Origin of the sequence: Actinomadura sp. DC4 (assembly GCF_030406325.1) — a bacterium.
Lineage (GTDB): Bacteria > Actinomycetota > Actinomycetes > Streptosporangiales > Streptosporangiaceae > Actinoallomurus.
Genome location: NZ_JAUEQY010000011.1, coordinates 93,018 through 112,499, shown reverse-complemented (window position 1 = coordinate 112,499; position 19,482 = coordinate 93,018). Strand labels below are relative to the sequence as shown.

The 19,482-nt window shown below is 71.9% G+C and carries 1 protein-coding gene (cut by a window edge); it reads right to left on the bottom strand.

The window, feature by feature from the left end; translation table 11 throughout:
* Window positions 1-19,482: the beginning of a phospholipase D-like domain-containing protein gene (locus tag QWU11_RS19690; RefSeq protein WP_290115243.1), read on the bottom strand. It extends 36,801 nt beyond the left edge of the window; only the first 19,482 of its 56,283 coding nucleotides appear in the window; its start codon is at window positions 19,480-19,482; its stop codon lies off the left edge, out of view.

The following is a 19,482-nucleotide window of genomic DNA, read 5'->3' as shown; positions in this document are numbered from 1 at the left end:
CAGCACCATTCCGTGCGCGCCGTGTCCGGCCTCGATCAGCGCGTCCTCGATCGCCCAGACGCCGGGAACGTCGATCGGTTCGCCCTTGTCGAGATTGGCCAGGTACTCGTACGGCGACTTGACGTCGGGCGGAGCCTGGAAGTAGGCGGCCAGCTCCGGATCCTCATCCGGGTTCAGCCGCGCCTCTTCCAGCGTGAGGTGCATGGCGATCGCGACGAGCAGGCAGTTCGTCAGGAAGTCCCCGCCCTCTTCGGCGAACGGGTTGATCTTGCTCAGCCACGGGAACGCCTGGCGGGTCTCCTCGGGTCCGAGCTTGAACTGCGACCAGGTCAGCTCCCGATCGGACGACGTGAGACGGGTGACCGGCTCCGGGGCCTCGGCCGGATCGGTCCGCGCGAGCTGCCGCTCCGGCGCCGCGACCTCGGTGACGGGCCGCCGGGTCAGGGCCGGCGGCGCCCACGGCCCGACCGGCGGGACGTTGCCGGCGTCGACCGGGCTGAGCGCCACCTCCTCGTGCTCTCCCAGGTCGGGCGGGGTCAGGGCGGCGAGGAGCTCCGGGTCGCGCGTACGGTCCCACGGGGTGAACTCCGACTCCAGCCAGGAGTACAGGTCCGTCGCCTCGCCGGCCAGGATCTCTTCGGGCACCACGAAGCCCGTGCCGTCGTCCGGCGCCGCCCCGCGCCAGGCCCGCAGCGTGTCGAACACCGGCTGGGACATCGCGGTGCCCCAGGAGATCGCCGCCTGGAGGAACAGCCGGTCCTCCTCCGGCCCGGACCCGAGCTTCCCGTAGACCTGGAACAGCCACTCGGTCTGGTCCGGCGGCAGGAAGTGCACGCGGTAGCCGCGCACGTCGCGCATCTCGGCGAGCCACTCTTCCTCACGCGGGCCCCGGGCCGGGGGATGCACGTCCCACGCGTCGCGCAGTGCCTCCGCGTGCAGGTCGACCGCCCGGTTGAGCGCGGTCATGACCTCGTGAAGGCTCCACTCCCCCTCGCCGTCGAGCCGCCGCGTCAGCTCCTCCGCCGGATACGGCGAGAAACCGGCCGCGGCCTCCTCCTCGCCCATCCGGCCGGCGAGCGTGGTGAACACCCGGCGCGTGACCTCGCGGGCCATCCGCGACACCGCGGGGTCGGTCGCCGCGACCCGTCCCAAGGCGTGCTCGTACGCGGCACGCGTCGCGGGCCAGGAGCCACGTGCGTACACGTGCCTGTGCGTCACCGGCAGCACGGGAGCACCGTCGGCGTGTGGTGCGCTCACCGCCCGCTGCGGCCAGGCCCGTGGTCTGGGCAGCGCCGGCGCCGTCTCCTCCACACCGCCCGGGGCGACCGTCGCCGGGCCGCGGGCCGCCTCCTCGTCCCAGCTGATCATCCGTGCGATACCGGCGAAGTACTCGTCGGTGCCCTCGGCGGCCCGGGAGAGCGGTGTGGGTTCGCCGTCACCGCGCAGGTGGGGCGGGGTCAGCTCGGCGTGCAGGCGCGGGTTCAGGGTGCGGTCGCGCGGGGTGAACTCGGTGTCGATCCAGGTGTGGAGGTCCCTCGCCTCGCCGGTCAGGACGTGCTCCGGCACCGCGAAGCCCTGGTCGCCGAGGCCGGCCGTGTGCCAGGCCCGCACCATGTCGGACAGCGGCCGGGACACCGCCGCGGCCCAGGCCATCGCCGCCTGGAAGAACAGCCGGCTCTTCTCGGGGCCGAGACCGAGTCCTCCGTAGACCCGGAACATCCACTCGGTCTGGTCAAGGTCCGAAGGAGGCTCCTCCACCATCTCGATCAGCGTGTCGTGGTAGTGGTGAACCGCCTGGTGGAACGCCGTCATGACCTCGTGCAGGCCCCACTCCGAGCGCTCGCCGAGCAGCCGCTCCAGCTCCTCGGCCGGGTACGTGGAGAAGCCGGTCGCGGCCTCCTCCGCCCCCAGGCGCGGGGCGAGAGTGGTGTACAGCCGGTGAGCGGCCTCCCGGGCGGCCCGGACCACCTCCGGGTCCGCCGCCGGCACCTGGCCCACGGCACGTTCGTAGGCGCCGCTCTCCGAGGCCAGGGAGTGGACGGAGGACATGAGCGCGTCGGCCGGCTCGTCCCGCACCGGCTCGAACGACAGCCGCCGCAGGAGCTCCTCGTGGTACGCGACGATCTCGTCGCGGCCCTGCTCGCCGCCGTCGACGGCGCGTTCGGGGGGTGCCGGGTCGGTGGACAGCTCCATGGCGTGCGGAGCGGCGCTCTCGGCCAGCGGGATGTGCACCGCGGGTCCGCGTTCGAGTCCGGCCGGCGCGAGGTACAGGCCCGACGGCCCGGCGACGAGGGTGTACGGCGCGATCTCCGCCGGCTCGCGCGGCAGGTCGCGCAGCTGCTCCGCGTTGTCGGCCTGGCCGATCCAGCCGCTGTCGGCCCGCAGGAAGGCGCCGCTCGGCTCGTGGAAGAAGTCGTCGCCGAACCGCCGCCAGCCGTCCGGCGAGAGCGTCCGCCCGTCGGGGAGTCTGACAGAGCCCAGCTCGCTGACCTCGTAGGTGGCCGGCGCGGAGTGGGACTCCAGGGCACGCGAGAAGGTGAACCACCGCTCCACCGACTTGCCCGCCGCCGGCACCGGCACCTCATGGGCCGGCACGGTCGTGACGTCGCCGAAACGGCGGACCCCGACCGTCAGCTCCCGGCCGATCGGCCAGCTCGCGGTCAGCGGGTCGACCCCGGTGTCCCGCGATCCACCACGCAGGCCACCCGGCGGAGCGCCGGACGCCCGGCCCGGTCCTCCCTCGGTGATGGTCGTACGGGCGAGTTCCCTCTCAGGGGAGTGGACCGCGTCCGCCGGACGTTGGTGCGGGAGTGTCAGCGCGTCGAGCATCCGCGCGTTCCGCACCCCGGCCTTGGGCCTCAGGGTCCGGTCGACCCACTCGTAGAGTTCCGTGGCCTCGCTGTTCAGCGCCTCGCGCACCCGCTCGTCGCCGAAGCCCGCCCGCCGCCAGGCGAGCACCACGTCGTAGAACGTGGATCCCTTGGGTATCTGCGTGGCGAGCATCGCGGCGAGGACGCCCAGGTTGTTGTCGCTCTTCGGGGCCAGGGTCCGGTAGGCGGCGAACAGCCGCTCGATCCGGTCGGGCGGCTCCTCGCCCAGCCGGTAGCCGCGCAGTCCATCCATCCGCCCGTGCCACCAGTCGCTCCGCCCGCCGGAGTCGCGGAGCGGGACGATGTTCGCCCCCGCCTCGGCCTGCCGGTCGAGGGCCGTCTCGAAGGCGGTCATCGTCTCGTGCAGGCCCCATTCGGAGCCCCCGGTGAGCAGCTGCTCCAGCTCCTCCGTCGAGCGAACCGGCCGCTCCGGCGTTCCGAACAGCGACGCGGTGTCCCGGCCCACCGCCGCCGACAACCGGTGGTTCAGATCACGGGTGAGAGCGCGCACGAGGAGAAGCGGGCTCTGTGCCCTGGCCAGCCGGACGGCCACGGCCTCCTCGTACGCCTCGCGCAGCGCGGGCCATTCCTCGTCGTAGCGCGAGCCGTGGCCGACCTCCGGGACGGGTAGCTGGACCTCATCGTCACCGCGGGGCGGCGCGAGGCGCCTCAGCTCATCCTTCGCCGCGCTGATCTGGGCGAGCTCGGCCTCCGTGGGATGGCGCAGGCGCTCCGCGACGGGCCGCCACGAACGCACCGTGTCGGTGAGGGCCTTGTGGTTGTCGCGCGAGGTCTCCGCCGTGACCGTTTGTGCCCCGTAGGCCCGCACCTCCACGACCGCCTGGGGGGTCTTGCCCTTTCTGTCCAGATCCCTCAGCACGGTCATGCCCGTGAACTTGTTCTTCACGACCTGGGTGTCACCGACCAGGCCGGCGACCATGTACTGCTGGACGGAGTAGTCGGTCCCCTCACGGGAGAGCGTCAGCAGGCCGCTTTCAGGGACCGGTTCGCCCGTACGCTCTTGGTAGAGCGCGTCGTAGTCCGGCATTCGTTTCCGGAAAGTGGCCTCGGCGATCTTCAGGAACGACGCCTGGTCCTCCGGAAGGAATGCCCTCGCTCGTTCCTGAAGTTCCCGCAGGATGACGAAGGGCGAGTGCCGGTCCAGGACCGCGGCGTTGGCCTTGTCCCATCCTTCGCGCGCGAGTCCGTTCAGCCGCATGGCGCCGACGACATAGAGCAGCGCGGCGTGGAATCGCAACTCCTGCACCGCGAGGTCGGGGACGTCGAGGAATCGGTGCACGACCCGCAGGTCCGCGGGAATGTACCCGAGGTACTCCTGGGCGATGAAGCGGGCCGCGATGTCGTCGGCGAAGTCCAGCGCGTCCGCCAGATGATCACGGGTGAGCCATCCCTGGCTCAGGTCGCGCCAGGTGTTCTCCAGGACGTGCCTCAGGATCGGATGCCCGACCTCCGGCGGCATTCCGACGTTGAGGTGTTCGCGCGCTCCCCACCTCGGAGGCCCGACCAGCCACTGGTCGACCAGCCAGCCCTTCCCCTCCTTGGTGACCGACCAGCCCTTCGGAAGGACGAACTCCAGGGGAATGTCGGCGCTTCTGCCCGGCTCGGCGCGGATCTCGTACAGCGCCGACTCGAGTTCCTGCTCAACGGCGAACGAGCGGGCCGGGTCGATGTAACTGCTCTCTTCGGGATGGTCCCGGAGCAGCCCGAAGATTCCTTCGAGGATCGCCACCATCTTGAGGGTCCCGGTGCCACCCGCCCTGAGCGCCTCGTCCTTGTCCACGTAGTAGTCCGACTTCGGCCCCGAGTAGACCTTCTCGGTCTCGAGGACCAGCTTGGCGTTCTCCGGTCCCGTCGCCAGCAGCAGGCCATGCCGGTTGTTGACCCACGTGATCGTCGGGTGCCGGATGGCCAGGTAGTACTCCTTCTCCTTGCCCGACCCTGCCCCGAGCGCCCCGTGGAGCCCCATCAAGTTCCGCGCCAGCGCCACGCCGGCCGACCGCGCGTGCCTCCGCACTCCGGGAGACAGCTCCCAGAACTTCTCCGACAGCCTGGCCCGCAGCAGCGAGAGATCCGCGTGCTTCTCGGGAGTCCAGTTCGGCCGGCCGGGGGTCCAGCTGTTCCGCTCCAGCTCTCCGCGCACCTCGGTCCACAGCATCTGCCGGTGGTCCGCGTCGAGCTTCACCGTCTCGACGCTCGGACGGGGCTCCGTGCGGCCGGGCACGTCGACGTACGCCGGCAGCGGATAGGAGTCCGGCTCCGCGATCGCCGGGGCGCCGGCCGCGTCTGCGGGCCGCAGGACCGTGCCGTCCGGCAGGTACGTCACCCAGGACGACGGCCGGTCGCCCGCGTCGAACGGCAGGTGGAAGACCGGGCCGCCGCCGCCGTGCCCGGGTGCCAGCGCCAGCGGGGCGGTGTGGATCCGCAGGCCCGACTCCTGGGCCAGGGCCGACAGCGCGCGCGACGCCGACTCCGGGTACGCGACGCCGGCCAGCAGCAGCAGGTCGCTGAATCCCTGCTCCGCCAGCGCCGCCGCGCGCCGGGCGGCGTAGGCCAGCGGTGCACCGGTCGCGTCGGTGTATCCGCCGTACAGGAACGTCCGCGCCGGGTTCGCCAGCGGCGGCGTGAAGCGCGACGTGAGGAGGTCTCCGTCCTCGTCCAGCCTCCAGGACACGACCTCGGCGGACGCCTGCTCGAAGAGCGGCTCCCACCGGGCCCGGTCGCCGGCGGTGAGGTGGAGGCTCCCGTACTGCTCCTCGCCCGCGCGGCGGAGCTCGCTCTCCCTCACCTCGGTATCGTCGGGCCGCCACTCGGCCACCTGGTCGGCCGGCCGGAGGACTCCGCCGCCCGGCAGGTACGTCACCCAGGACGTCGGCCGCCCCTGGGCGTCCAGCGGAAGCGGGAACGCCGCCGGCTCGCCGCCGTGCCCCGGCGGCATCAGCGGGGCGGTGTGGATCCGGACGTCGTGCAGGTCGGCGAGCAACCGCAGCCCGAGCACCGTCGCCTCGGAGTGCCCGTCCGGGGAGAGGATCAGCAGGTCGGTGGCGCCCAGTTCGCCCAGCCGCGGCATGACGTCCGCCGCGAAGCCCTCCGGCGTGCCGAGCCGTGCCAGGTCACCGGCGTAGACGAACGTCCGGCTCGGGTTCGCCAGCGGCAGGGCTCCGGTGGCCGTGAGCAGCTCGCCCTGGGGGCCGAGGCGCCAGGCCACGAACGTCTGCGGCAGGTGGGTGAGCAGCGGTTCCCACTGGGCCCATTCCCGGTCGCTGAGGTCGGCACGGCCGAAGACGAGGTTGCCGGCGCGGACGATGTCGCGGGTCCGCACCTCGTCCGGGTCCCGGAGTTCCTCGTGGGCCGGCTCGTGGTGGTGAGCGAAGACTCCGGTCTCCGTGTCGACGGTCCCGGCGTGTACGGCGGGGGTCTCGAGCGTCAACTCGACGCGCGGCTCGCCGGTGGACGGGTCGGTGACGACGCGGACATCGGCGACCTGGTGCTCCTCGGTGTCCAGGGCGTAGTACAGCTCGCCCTGACCGGACGCCCGCCCGAACGTTCCCGTGGCGTGGACGATCTCGCTGACGCTCGTCAGGACCACCCGGCCGGGCCCCGGGCCGCGTTGGACCTGCGCCAGGGCCTCCTCGGCCGATCCCCAGACGCGCCAGATGCCGGGAGCCGGGAGCTTCTCGCCGGCCGCCGGATCGGCCGTACCCGTGTGCCACCAGGCGGCCCACACCGTCCGCTGCTCCTGCGGAAGCCGTACGACCGCCCGGCGGGCCATCGTCCAGTGCAGGTCGGCCACGGGGTCCGTGCCCTCGGGCGGCAGGTGGGGCAGGGCCAGCAGAGCGGCGGCGCCCCGGGAGGTGAGCCCCGTCTCTTCGGCGGCGGCCCCGAGCTCGGCGGGGAGGGTCCCGGTCAGCCGGTCGTAGGCGAGAAGGTGGGGCGGCGTCAGCTCGGCCGCGTTCTCCGGGTTCGCGGCGTTCTCGACGAGGTCGAAACCGTTGTCGAGCCAGCCGGCCAGCTCCGACGCCTCGGTCGCCAGCGCGTGGCGTACGGGCTCGCCGCCGTAGCCGGCCCGGTGCCAGGCGAGCACGATGTCGTACACCGGCTCGCCCATGGGCACCCGCCAGGCGATCATCGCCGCGAGGAAGTCCTTACCGTCAGAGGCGGGGTTCAGGTCGGCGTGGACGGCGAACATCTTCTCGACGTGGCCGAGGGGAGCCTCCGCCAGGCGATAGCCGCTCGCCTCCATGCGCTGCCGCCACCAGGCCCTGCGCGGTCCGGGGTCGTGGGGCCCGATCCGGTCGATCCTCGTGCCGTACCGCTGGGCCGCCGTCTCCTCGAACAGCCGCATCGTCTCGGCCAGGTTCCGCCCCGAGCCGTCGGCGCCGAGCCTGCCGACCGCGTCCTGGGCGGCGGCGTGGGTGTCCTCATAGCTCGCGAGCAGCGTCGCGACGGCCTCGTCGTAACGGGCGCGCGCCTCGGGCGACGTCTCGCGGTAGAGAAGCTCGAGGGGTGCGGGCGCCGCCGCGGGGAGGGGTTCGCCCGGCGCCGGGGCCTGCGCCCGTAGCGCCGCGATCGCCTCCTCGAACTGCTCGATGTCCTCGGGGGTGGGGCGGTACAGCCGCTCGGCCCGCGGATAGAGCTTCAGCGCCAGGCTCGTGACGTTCTTGTGCAGTTCTCGCGACGTGACCGCGTTGACCTGCGACTTCCCGACGGCACGCGCCTCGACCACGACCTTGCCCAGCGTGCCGCCGCTGGTGTCGAGCCGGTTCACCGTGGTGAGGTCGAGGAACGCGTCCAGACGGACGCTGAGGTCGCCGGTGATCCCGGCGACCAGGTAATCCTTGACGCTGACCGGTTTGTGGTTCGCGACGAGACTCAGCAGATCGCCGTTCGGGACCTCTGCTCCCTGCTGCTGGGCGAAGTGCTCGTAGTAATCCGGGACCCGGGTCAGGTACGACATCTCGAACGCGTCCAGGAACGCCTCCCGGTCGGCGCTCAGGAAGGTGCGGGCACGCTCCGGCAGGTCACGGAAGCCGAGGCCGGGGTCGCGGCGGATCAGGGCGTTGGCGTTGGACTTCTCGTTGCCGGTCCGGATGAAGCCGGTGAGCCGCGCGGCGGTGTGAAGGTAGAGCTTGGCCGCCTGGAACCGGAGTTCCTGCACCGCGACGTCGTTGATGTCCAGCCACGGGTACAGGTCCCTGGGGTTCTCGGCCATGTAGCCCAGGTGGTCCCACGACAGGAAGCGCGCGGTGATGTAGTCGCCGAAGTCCAGTGCGTCGGTCAGGTGGAGGTTGGCGAGGGAACCGACACTCTCGTCCCGCCAGCTCTGCTCGACGAGATCGCTGAGGAACGAGTGGCCCACCGCGGGCGGCACGCCGATGTTGAGATGGTCGTGCGAGCCCGCCGGAGCCCCGATCGGCCGCGGCCCGATCAGCCAGCCCTTCCCCTCCTCGGTGATCTTCCAGTCCTCTGGGAGGGTGTGTTCGAGCGCGCGGTCGGACGGCCCGGCGGATCCGGTGGATCCGCCGGATACCCGGTCGATCGCACTCTCGAGTCTCGCCTCGGACTCGAAGGCCACTTCCGGGTCGGCGTACTCGGTCTCCTGCGGGAGGTCCCGCAGCACTCCGAAGATCACTTCCGGGACCATGATGATCCGCACGGCCGGCTTCGCCCCGCCCGCGGGCGTGTTCGTGAGGGCCGCCTTGGCGTCGTCCTCGGAGACGAAGGAGCGCCCGTCCGGTATCTGGAAGACCTTCTTGGTCTCCACGGTCAGCGCCGCGCCGTCCGGACCCTCCGCCAGCACGACGTTCCGCAGCGGTTTGGTCGCCGTCCAGCTCGCGGGCGGCGAGAGGGTGGCCCAGTACTCCTTCTCCTTGCCCGAGCCTCCACCGCGCGTCCGCACCGGCTCGCCGTTGAGATAGGTCCGGGCGATCTCCGCACCGGCCTGCCCGAGCGTGCGCCGGAACGACGGAGCCAGCCCCTGGTACCGATCCGCCAGCTCCGCCCGCAGCTTCGCCGTCTCCTCACTGGTGAGACGCTGGTCAGGAGGCGCCTTCGCCAGCTCCAGCCGTACCTCGTCCCACAGGTCGTCGTGACGCAGCGACGTGGCGACCGCCGGCGCCGGCCGCTCGTCCACTCCCTCCCAGAACTCACGGAACGGGCCGTAGAAGGAATTCGCCGTGGTGGGATTCGCACCCTCGATCGCAGTGAAGTCCGACTTGAAGACGTCCTTCAAGAGGAAGAACACCGGGCGTTCGTGCTCCCACAGATAACGAGCGCCGTTGTTGCGCCGCAGATGCGTCGTGCCGTCGTGACCCTTGTTCGTCCCCAGATAGACGTTCACCGCCTGGGCGAAGAACTCTTCGGCCTTCGTCGCGGAATAGTTCGGCTGCCCGCGCTTGGCAGGGTCGGCGTGGTGCGGGTTCGTGTACTCACCGTCCGGCCACCGCATGGCATTTCCTTGCGGTTTCTTCGCCTCGAACCAGTGGATGACTCTCTGCCGCTCGGCCGCGGTCAGCCCGTGCCCCCAGATCAGATGTCCGAACTCGTGGGTGAGAGTCGAGTAGCCGTCCGCGTGGGCGCCGACGCCGGGCACCTGCGGCTCCTCGCCGACGATGTTCTCCTCTCCGACGACCGAGACCGCGTTGGTCAGGTCCGTCCTCCCCCGCAGCAGGGGTGCCTTCCAATCTCCGGGGAAGCTACGGATGAGGGTCACAGAGGCGAGCGTCTGGTCACGCGCGACGATGTGGACGTACGCGCCGCGCAGCAGCAGCCGCTCCGCCACGACCGGGTTGGCGAGCATCCGTTCCACGGTCTTGACGGTCGTGTGACGCGCCAGCACCGACTGCTCGAGATGGTCCGGGACATCGACCATCAGATGGGCCGCGACCGATGCGAACTCCGCCGCGTTGAATTCCGTTCGCAGTCGGGCGACGAAGGCCGGATCCCGCGCCATGGCGTTGCGTTCGGAGAACGGGATGCGCGGCAGCTCCAGCGCCCGCTCATCCGGCGTCATCGCCGCCAGACGCGCCGCCATCTCCGTCCGGGGAACGTGGCCTCCCCCGGCGAAACCGGTGAGAGTCGCCACGGGGCCGGTGACGGCGGTCCCGTGGGCCCCGCCGGTCGGGATGGGCGCGTCGAGCAGGCTTCTGCCCAGGGGCGGGCTCGCCTCGTACTCGTCCGGCTCGCTCCACAGCTGCCGGAACCGCCGGTGGATCTCGTTCTCCGCCCGGACCGCCCCGACCGGGTTCACCTCTTCGATGGAGGGGTCCTTGCCGAACAGCTGCCGCATCATCTTGAACAGGAACGGCTTCTCGTTCAGCTCCACATATCGGGGCCCGTTGTTCCGCGGCAGCAGCGTGTCGAAGTCGATGCCCGTGTTGGTGTTGAAATAGGCGTTGACGGTCTCCGCGAAGAATTCGGCGGAGTTCGTCGCCGAGTAGTTGACCAGGTTCCGCTTATCCGGATCGGGATGGTTCGGGTTCCGGTAGGGCCCGTTGGGCCACGCGACGGTCTCCCCGGCCTGCGCCTTCGCCAGCTTCTCGTTGAACCACTTGTCGATCCGGTCCGCCTGCGCACGGGGCACCACGAAGAAGTGGACGAGATGCCCGAACTCGTGCAGGGCCGATCCGTGGCCGTCGGGGTAGTTGCTGCCGACCGAGGCGGCCTCTCCGAGCAGCACCTCCTCACCGACCGCCGCCGCGGCCGTCCTGCGGTCGGTGGTGCCGCGGATGTGGTCCCAGTCGTCCTTCCCGGCGAGGTGACGCCACGGTCGCAGGGAGGTCAGCGGCTGGTCCTTCGGGATCACCCACATCCGCGCACCGGCCAGCAGGAGCCGCTCGGCCAGGACCGGGTTCACCATCGTGCGCCGCAGGATCGCCAGCAACCGCTCACGCGCCGCCGCCGGCCGCCCCACCTCACCTGGCACGTGGGCCACGAATCTGGCCGCCGCGGCCGTGAACTCGCTCGTCGGCAGATTCTCGCGGAGCCCGCGCACGAAGGCGGGGTTCGTCGAGTACGCCTCGCGCGCGGTCTCCGGCATGAGCTGGATCGCGGACGCGCGCTCTTCCGGTGACATCGCCACGAGGCGTGCCACCAGCGCACTCGCCCGCTCCGTGACCACCGCGGTGAGTTCGGCCCGCATCCACAGCATCCGGAAACCGTCAGTGACGATGTCGTCGTGCAGGGTGGCCGCCAGCGGGTTGACGGGATCGGAGAACCGCGGTTGCGCACCGTAGATCCGCTGGAAGACACGGTGGAGCACCGGCTCGTTCTGCTGGACCCACGCGGGATCGTTGTTCCGGGGGAGGCCGGTGTGGACGTCCGCGCCCGCGTTCGCCCGCAGGTAGACGTTGGACGCCTGAGAGAACCACGACGGCTCGGACCGTGAGGAGTAGTTCGTGAGGCCGGGACGTTCCGGGTTGGTCAGCTCCCCGTCGGGCCACGCCACCGCGTGCCCGTCCTCCTGGGCCGTCTTCCTCTGGCTCCACGCCTGAGCCAACTGCTGCTTTTCGGTGGCGCTCAGGCCGAACTGGTGGATCGCGCGTGCGATGTGATGCGTGACCTCGGAGTACCCATCCGGATGAGTCAGTCCATGGACGCCGACCTCCCCGAGGAGGTTCTCCTCGGAGATGAACAGGGTTCTGTCCAGAATGAAGCTGCGCGCCCGGTCCCAGGGACGCGCGCCCGCCTCGGCCGCCTTCGCGGCGAGCGCCTGGAACTGCGGCAGGGCCGTCACCGGAAGATCCTTCGGGACCACCACGACCCGCACGCCGAGGAGCAGAAGCCGCGCGGCCACGTCCCGCGCGTTCAGCATCACCGTCAGGACGTCCTGCAGGACCTGCCGGGCCGTGACCGGGCGCTCCGTCTCCGGAGGTATCTCGGTCAGCAACCGCGCCGCCGTCTCCGCGAACTCTTCCGCGGACGGCAACTCCTGATGGAGCGCCCGGACGAAGTCACGGCTCGTGGCAAGCCGGCCGCGCTGCGACGGCTCCAGGGCGGTCAGTTCGGACGCCCGCTCGTCCCGGGACATCGCCGCCAGCCGTCTCGCCGTGTCGGCGTTCGGCTCGAAGGCCCTGTCCACGATCTCGGTGTGCCCCGCCGGGAGGGGCGCGTCCAGGATCATCGTCTCCGGGCTGGACGTCACGTCTTCGGGGAAGTCGTCCTCACCGATCACCGGCCGCTCGGTGGCGGGTGCCGTCTCGACTGCCACCTCGGTGACCGGCTGAACCTCGGTGACCGGCTCCGGCTCCGGCTCCGGCTCCGGCTCGGTGAGCGTCCGTTCCCCGGCGGCCTCCGCGCGGCCGGCCGAGAACGCGTCGTCGGTGCTCGCCTCGTGCTCCGACCAGGTCGCGGACAGGTCTCGCGGGGCCAGCAGGACGCGGACGTCGTCGAACGCCTCGTCGCGGTACGTCTCGGCGGTGCGGTCCAGCCACCCCTCGTCGTCCGAACGGTGTCCCTGGCTCAGCCCGTCGAACGAGCGGCCCATCCCCTTGAGCGCGCCGGAGGCCGTCGCCTCGAAGTCGAGGTGGGCGGGCAGTTCGGCGGTGAGCCGCTCCATCCGCTCGTCCCACACCTCCACTCGGCCGCCCAGGTCCTCCGGCCTGCGCGCGGCGGAGCCGAAGACCTCGTCGTAGGCGCCGAGCGCGCGCTCCACGAGGCCCGACTGCGCCCGCGCGAGGCCGTCCCCGGACGGCATCCGGTCCGGAGACCGGCGCGCGGTCTCGTCGCGGAAGATCTGCTCGGTCCTGGCGCTCACGCTCTGGCGCCCCGCCTCCACGCCGAACCACACGTGCATCCGGTCCGTACCGACGGTCTCGTCGTACCAGGTGCGCCACTCTTCGAGCCGCTCGGCCAGGGGGCGTTCCTGCTCGCCGGTGAACAGTTCGCCGAACCGGTCGTTGACCGAGCGCCCGATGGCGGTCTGCATCGACGAGCGCGTCCCCTGGGCCAGCGCGGTGCTGTACTGCAGGCCGAACCGCTCGCGGAACCCCTCGCTCAGCCGCGGGTCGGCCTCCCACGAGGTGTACCTCGTCTCGAAGTCCTCCACGACGCGGCTCAGCGCGCCCTCACGCGCGGTCTGCTCCGCGAGACGGGACGGCAGCGCGCCGACCTTCTTCGCGAACGTCTCCTCCCACCGCGCCTCGTGCTCCGGGGTGACCTCCTCACCGCGCGGGAAGTGCTCGTCGAATGCGGTCTCCAGCTCCTTCAGGTTGTCGGTCAGCACCTGCCGGAGCCCCGCCTCGGACGGGTTGCCCTCGCGTGCGGTGAAACCCTCCAGGAGAGCGCCGTCCTCCTCGGAGAGGTGGCTCTTGTACGAGGTCGCCGTGTCCTTGAGGATCTCGGCGAAACGCTCCTGTTCGGGGAGCAGGCGCGCCCGGCGGTCGACGTCCACCCGCATGTCGTCGAGCAGCTCGGTCAACCGGGTCTCGGCCGTACGACGGGTCGCCGCGATGTTCTCGTGGATGTCGGAGGACCGCGTGAAGATGTCTCGTACGGCGTCGTCCCAGCGCCGGGTGAACTCCGTGCGCTCGGCCTCGTACGCATCGTCCGGGACGGGCCGGGTCAGCCCCTGTCCGGAACCCTCCTCCTGGAAGTCGGCCCGGCGGTGCCAGGCGTCGACCCGCCACTGCTCGAATGCGCGATGACCGCGGAAGATCGCGACCTGCCGGGCGGCCTCCAGGTCCAGCTCGGCGGGGAGCTCGTCGATGAGTTCCTGCCGGTCCCGGTCGCCGGCCAGGAGCCGGCGCTCGAACTCCTGGCCCATCCGCTCCTTGATCTCGTTGAAGGAGGGATCGTTCCGCGCCTCGGGGTGCTCCTGCGCCCAGGACTCGACGGTCTCCTCGAAGGCCGCCCGCTCCTCCGGGGTCACCTCGAACTCGGCGAATTCCGCGAGTTCGGCGTCGCGCTGGGCGAACAGTTCCTTGTACCTGCCGTGCTGCCGCGTCTCCGCCGCCCACAGCGCGTGGACGCGCCAGTCGCCGGGCGCGGTCCCCTCCGGCGCGGGGACGAACTCCCGGCCGCTGCTCTCGGCCTCCCGGATGGCGGTGTCGGTGAGCTGTTCGTCGACGTACTTCTGGCGGATCTCCTCGATCCGCCCGTTCGCCCACTCGACCGTCTCACGGGACCTGAGCCGCGCCTGACCGGTCACCTGGCCGGCCGAGACGCGGGCGAACTCCTGCCGGGCGAGGTCCCGGTTGTGGGCGACCTCCTCCAGGGCGGTGAGCCGGCGTTCGTAGTCCGCTTCCAGGCGGGACCTCAGCTGCGTGTCGAACGGCCGGGCACGCGCCAGTTCCATCGTCTGCCGGGTGAGCGTGGTCTGCTCGTCCCGGTACCAGGATTGCGTCTCCTCCGCCCATTCCCGGTCCGGGGCGTGGCTCTCCGCGGCCTGCTCCAGCCTGCGGCCCAGTTCGGCGATCGGCCTGACCTGGGCGTTCAGCCGCAGGGCCTCGTGCCGGACGCTCTCGGTCAGCTGGGCCGCCTCCGGCCCCGTGTCCGTGAGCGCGGCGCGCTCGTCGGCGTAGCGCGTGCGGAGCCGGGTCAGCTCCTCCTCGTGCCAGCGGCGCGTCGCGTTGTCCCACTCGTGCGTGCCCCGGCCCAGGTCGAGGCGGCCCTCGGGCCCTTCGACGGCGAGCGCCGCCTCGAACTCGCGGTTCGCGGCGGCCCGCTGCCGCCACTCCGTACGGGCCTGTACGTACTCCCCGCGCAGCTCCTCGACCAGGCGGGCCCGTTCGGCGTCGCCCCGCGCGGAACCGCTCAGCTCACGGACGAAGCGTTCCCGCAGCGCCACCACGCGGGGGTCGTCGCGGAAGCCGGCGTCCCGCTCCCCGAACAGCGTCCGCCGGGTGCGGATCACCTCACGGTCGAACACCTCGTGCGCGTCGGCGACCGTGTGGGCCTCATCCAGCCACCGGGTGAGCTCCTCGCCCAGGGCGGTCCGGCGGCCGGGTTCGGCGGCCCACCGCTCGGCGAACCGCCGGCGCAGCGCCCCGACGCCGGAGGCGGGAAGGCGGGCGGCGTCACGCGGGTGGTCGGCCACCTGCCGTTCGAACGCGACGTACGCCTCGTCGCGCTGGGCGATCTCGGCGCGCAGCCCGTCGAGCTCCTCCCGCATGCGGCTCTCCGCCTCGACCATCCGGGTCGAGCGGGGCGCGGGAGGAGGCTCGGTCACCGTCTCGATCTCGGGCACGGACACGTGCACGGTTTCGAGGAGCGGCGTCTCGACCGGCTCTCCCTCGTCCGGGACGTCCTCGACGTACGCCCGGCGGTCCTCGGAGTCGCGCGGCGGCCCCTCGGAGACGGTCGAGGGACGCGAGCTCTCCTCCGTCTCCGGCAGACGCCCGTGCTCCTCGGCCGGGGCGCGGGTGACGTCCAGCTTCCCGAAGTCCAGGGTCCATTCGGGGTCCTCGCCCGACCGCTGGTACACCGCGTCCCGCGCCGACACCCGCGCACGCAGCGCGGCGAGGTCGGAGCGCGCGGTACCGAGCAGCGCCGTCTGCTCATCCGGGGTCATCGCCCGGTCCCAGCCGTCGGCCAGGCCCTGCCGGAGCGCCTTGAGCCCCTCCTCGTACTCCTGCCGCGCGCGGAGGGAGGTCAGGGACGGATGACCGGTGTCGTAGTCCGTCTCGGCCCGCGCGCGCAGTCCCGCCACCCGCGTCGCGTCGACCTGGGCGCGGAAGTTCGTCCAGGTCTCCCGCAGCGTGGTGCCGAAGACGTCGCCCTGGGTCCGCTCCTGCTCCAGCATGATGGGAAGGTCGCGCGCCACTCCGTGGGCCTGGTGGAAGATCTCCGCCGACTCCGCCCGGAAGTCCTTCGAGGTCTCCTCGAACGTCTGGTCCGTCATGGCGTACCGCCGGCGTGCGCGGCCGGTGAGCTCACTCACCTCACTGGTCAGGTCGTGGAACCGCTCCGCGCTCTCGCCGAGCACGTGGTCGAGGGCGGCCTCGAACGCCAGCCGGTCGTTCAGGGAGGCCCGGTACGGCTGGAAGTACTCCCGGTCGAAGGCGGCCTCCCGCCGGGCCAGCTCCGCACGGGACCAGACGCCGGTCTCCGGGCGGCCGACCACCGCCTTGTGCGCCTCGGTCATCGCGGCACGGAAGTCCGTACCGACACGTTCGACGTGCCCGTCCGGATGGTCCAGGCCGGTCAGCGCCCGGTCCACCCGGCGCAGCATCTCGGTCCGGCTGACGTGCTCGTCGAACCGCGCGGGCATCTCCTCGGCCAGGCGCTCGTACGCGGCGGTCAGCTCGCTGACGTGGTCGCCCCACTCGTCGGCGGTCAGCTCCCGTGCGTCGCGGTCGCCGAGGAGCCTGGTGCCCTCCGCGCGCAGATCGTCGTGCAGCTCCGTCAGCACCGTGTCGCGGTCGCCGATCTCCGCCCGCCCGGTCCGCTCCCGCCAGGCGCTCTCGTGGCTCCCCATCTCCTCGCCCGCGCGGGCGAGGAGGGCGTTCTCGGCGGTCTTGGCGCGCAGCCGGCCCGCCCAGCGGTCGTCCAGGTCGCGCAGTCCGTCGGTCAGCTCGGAGCGCCGGCTCTCCCAGTCCCGGTGGCTGAGCGTACGTGCCTCGTCGCCGTCCGGCAGGGTCCGCGTACGGGCCGCGAACTCCGCGTCGTATTCCGCTCGCAGGGTCCGGGCGTCGGCGGAGGCGTGGTCCAGGCCCGCCTGGTCCAGGAGACGGCCGAAGGTAAGGTCCGCCTCGCGCTCGAGCTCCATGCGGGTGCGCAGGCCCTGGGTCAGCTCGTTGATCCGGGTGTTGGCCTCGGTGTGGAACCGGTCCCACACGCCCGGGTCGACCCGCTTCCCTCCCATGCCGAGCCGCTCCGCGATCCCGCGTACGTCCGACTCGACCTCGGCGAGGAAGCGTGCGCGCGACCGCGCCTCGGCGGGCGGGGCGGAGCGCTCGCCGAGGTCGCTCGCGTCGAAGGCGTTCCCGGCGCTCTCACGGGCCAGCCGGACCGCGGCCTCCAGCTCCAGCTCGTCGGGCAGCCCGTCGACCAGCTCCTGGAAGCGTTGCCCGAACTCCTGCCGGGAGAGCGTGCCGGCCAGGTGCTCGTCGTGCAGCGGCCGCCAGCGGGAGTCGAACCGCCCCCGCACGTCGTCGGTCCAGGGCCGCGACCCGTCGGTGTCGAGCCGCGCCTGCTCGCGTACCATCCGGTCGGCCAGTACGGAGACGTCCAGGTCGTGGTCGAGCGCCGAGAGCCGTGTCCCCAGCTCCTCGGCCAGCCGGGTGGTGGCGGCCGGGTCGTTCCTCCCGCCGGTCTCGGTGCGGACCGCTCGGTAGCCGTCGGCGACCGGGCCGAGGAGATGGTCCGGGACCCCGGCCCTGCGGGCCAGCGCCTCCGGCTCGAAGCGCTCGTCGGGCCGCAGCAGGACCTCGGCCGTACGGTCCGGCGACCCGGTGTAGCCCGAGTCCGCGAACACCGTCTCCAGCTTGGTGCGCAGCCGCTGGGCCAGGGGCTGCTGCTGCCCCTCGGGCGCGTTGCTCCGGCCGCCCGGAGTGCCCAGGCTCGCCTCGTGCTCGCTGACGGCGGAGTGGTATGCCGAGACGACCGGGCCGCGGAGGTGTTCGGGCAGGTCCGTCTCGCGCACGCGCGCCGACGGGTCGAGCCGCGGCCCCTCGGAGGGAACGCCGTGCGTGTTGGAGGACAGGTGCGCGGCGACCGCGGCGTCGAGGTGCTGGTCGGCCTCCTGCTGCTGCCAGTACCGGCGGTCCTCGGTCTGCAGCCGCTCGGTGAAACGCCTCGCCTGCGCGTCCTGGCCGTTCCGCAGCTGCTGCTGGGTGACGTGGTCGGCGGAGTCGAAGACGAAGTTCGGCGCCGCGTCCTCATGTCCGGACACCAGGTCCACGGGCGGAATCGGGTCGTGTTCGATCGGCGGGACGTCGTGCGAGGCCGGGTCGTGCGTCGTGTCGTGCGAGGTGGTGTCGGGCGGCGGGTCCTGCGACGTCGTGTCGTGCGGGGCCGGGGGCCCCTCGTGCTCGGCCTCCGGCGGCGGGTTCCCGTTCGTTCCCGACTCGGTCCGTACGGGCTGCGCCGGCGTCGTCGGCCGCTCCTGGAACGGAGCCTCGCGGCTGGGGGGCGGGGGCGGTGCGGACTCGATCGGCCGGTTCAGCGGCCCGGGAGGCGTGGACGAACCGATCGGCGGAGGCTCCACGATCGGCATGCCGTGCTCGTCCAGCAGCGGCGGAGCCTCGGTGAACGAGGGGTCGGCCGGCGAGATGTTCTCGCGGACCGTGGAGAGCGGGCTGAGGGGCGGCGGCGTGTTCAGCGCGAGCGGCGGCGGCTCGATCGGCATGCCGTGCTCGTCCAGCAGCGGCGGGACCTCGGTGAACGAGGGGCTGGGCGGCGGGACGTTCTCGCGGAACTGGGCGGCGGGGTTCTCCAGATCCGGGTTGGGAAACGACTCGTTGTCGAACGTCTCGCGCGACGGGTCCGTGAGGCCCGGCCCGGTCCGTACGGGGCCGCCGCCCCGTGGCCGGTTGAGCCCGGGCGGCGGGTGCCCCGGCGGCGGCGGGGCGATCGTCTCCCGCGGGGTGAACGTGTCGATGTTCCTCGCGCCGTTGGAACCGGGCGGGCCATCGCCCGGCCCCCGGCCCGGCGGGTCCGCCAGCAGCTCGGTCTTCTCCAGCGGCCGGATGAGGTCGGGGTTGATGTCCAGCTTCGTCATGCGGTACTTGATGCCGCCCAGAGCGGCGCCCCGTACGGCCGCGCCGAAGACGACGCCGCCGACACCGCCGCCGACGAACATCATCGGCAGGACCTGCCAGTGGTTGTCGATGAGCCCCTGGGTGAAGGTGCCGGCGATCGCGCCGCCGCCGCCCATCTTGATGAAGTCGCCGCCGACGAGCGCCGCCCCGGTGAGGAACGTGTTGTCCAGCTTCTTGATGGGATTGAGGATCGTCCTGTCGAAGACGCCCCCGATCCCCCGGATCCCGAGGTCGGCGAGCGCGCCGCCGAGCGCGCCCTCTCCGACCCACTTCCAGTTGATGTGCGGACCCTCCGGGTCACCGTCGATCGCGCTCGCGATCAGGCTCGCCGCCATCATCAGCAGCGCGCCGATGGCCGCCTGGATCGCCGTCGGCATGACCCACTCGACGAGCTGGAGCAGTCCCCGCATGAGCATCGTGAGACCGAGACGCGTGGTCTCCTTGGCGATCTCCTCCTCGCCGAGCGAGGAGCCGCCGGTGAAGGCCGCCAGCGCCGCCATGATCGCGAGCTGCACCATCAGCGCGATGAGCATCGAGATGATCTGGACCTGGGCCTCAAGGAGGTTCCGGGACCAGCCGCCGACCTGCTCGCTCATGAGCTGGGCGGCTTGCCTGACCTGGTCGATGTGGTTGACGCCGCCGTCGGCGCCGAGCAGCGAGCCGAACGTCTCCTTGAACTGCTGGATGACCTCATCCGGCAGCGCCCCGTCGATGCTGGAGACGGTGTCGTCGTAGTGCATCGGGAGGGTGCTCAGATTCTGATCGAGCGTGTCGAAGGGCTCTTTCAGCGCATAGACCTTCTGGGGAACGGCCTCAGGAGGCTCGGTCCCCATCAGGACCAGGAAGAGCTTCCGTTCGTCCTCGTTGAACGTCAGCCCTTCCGGCGCGTCACCCAC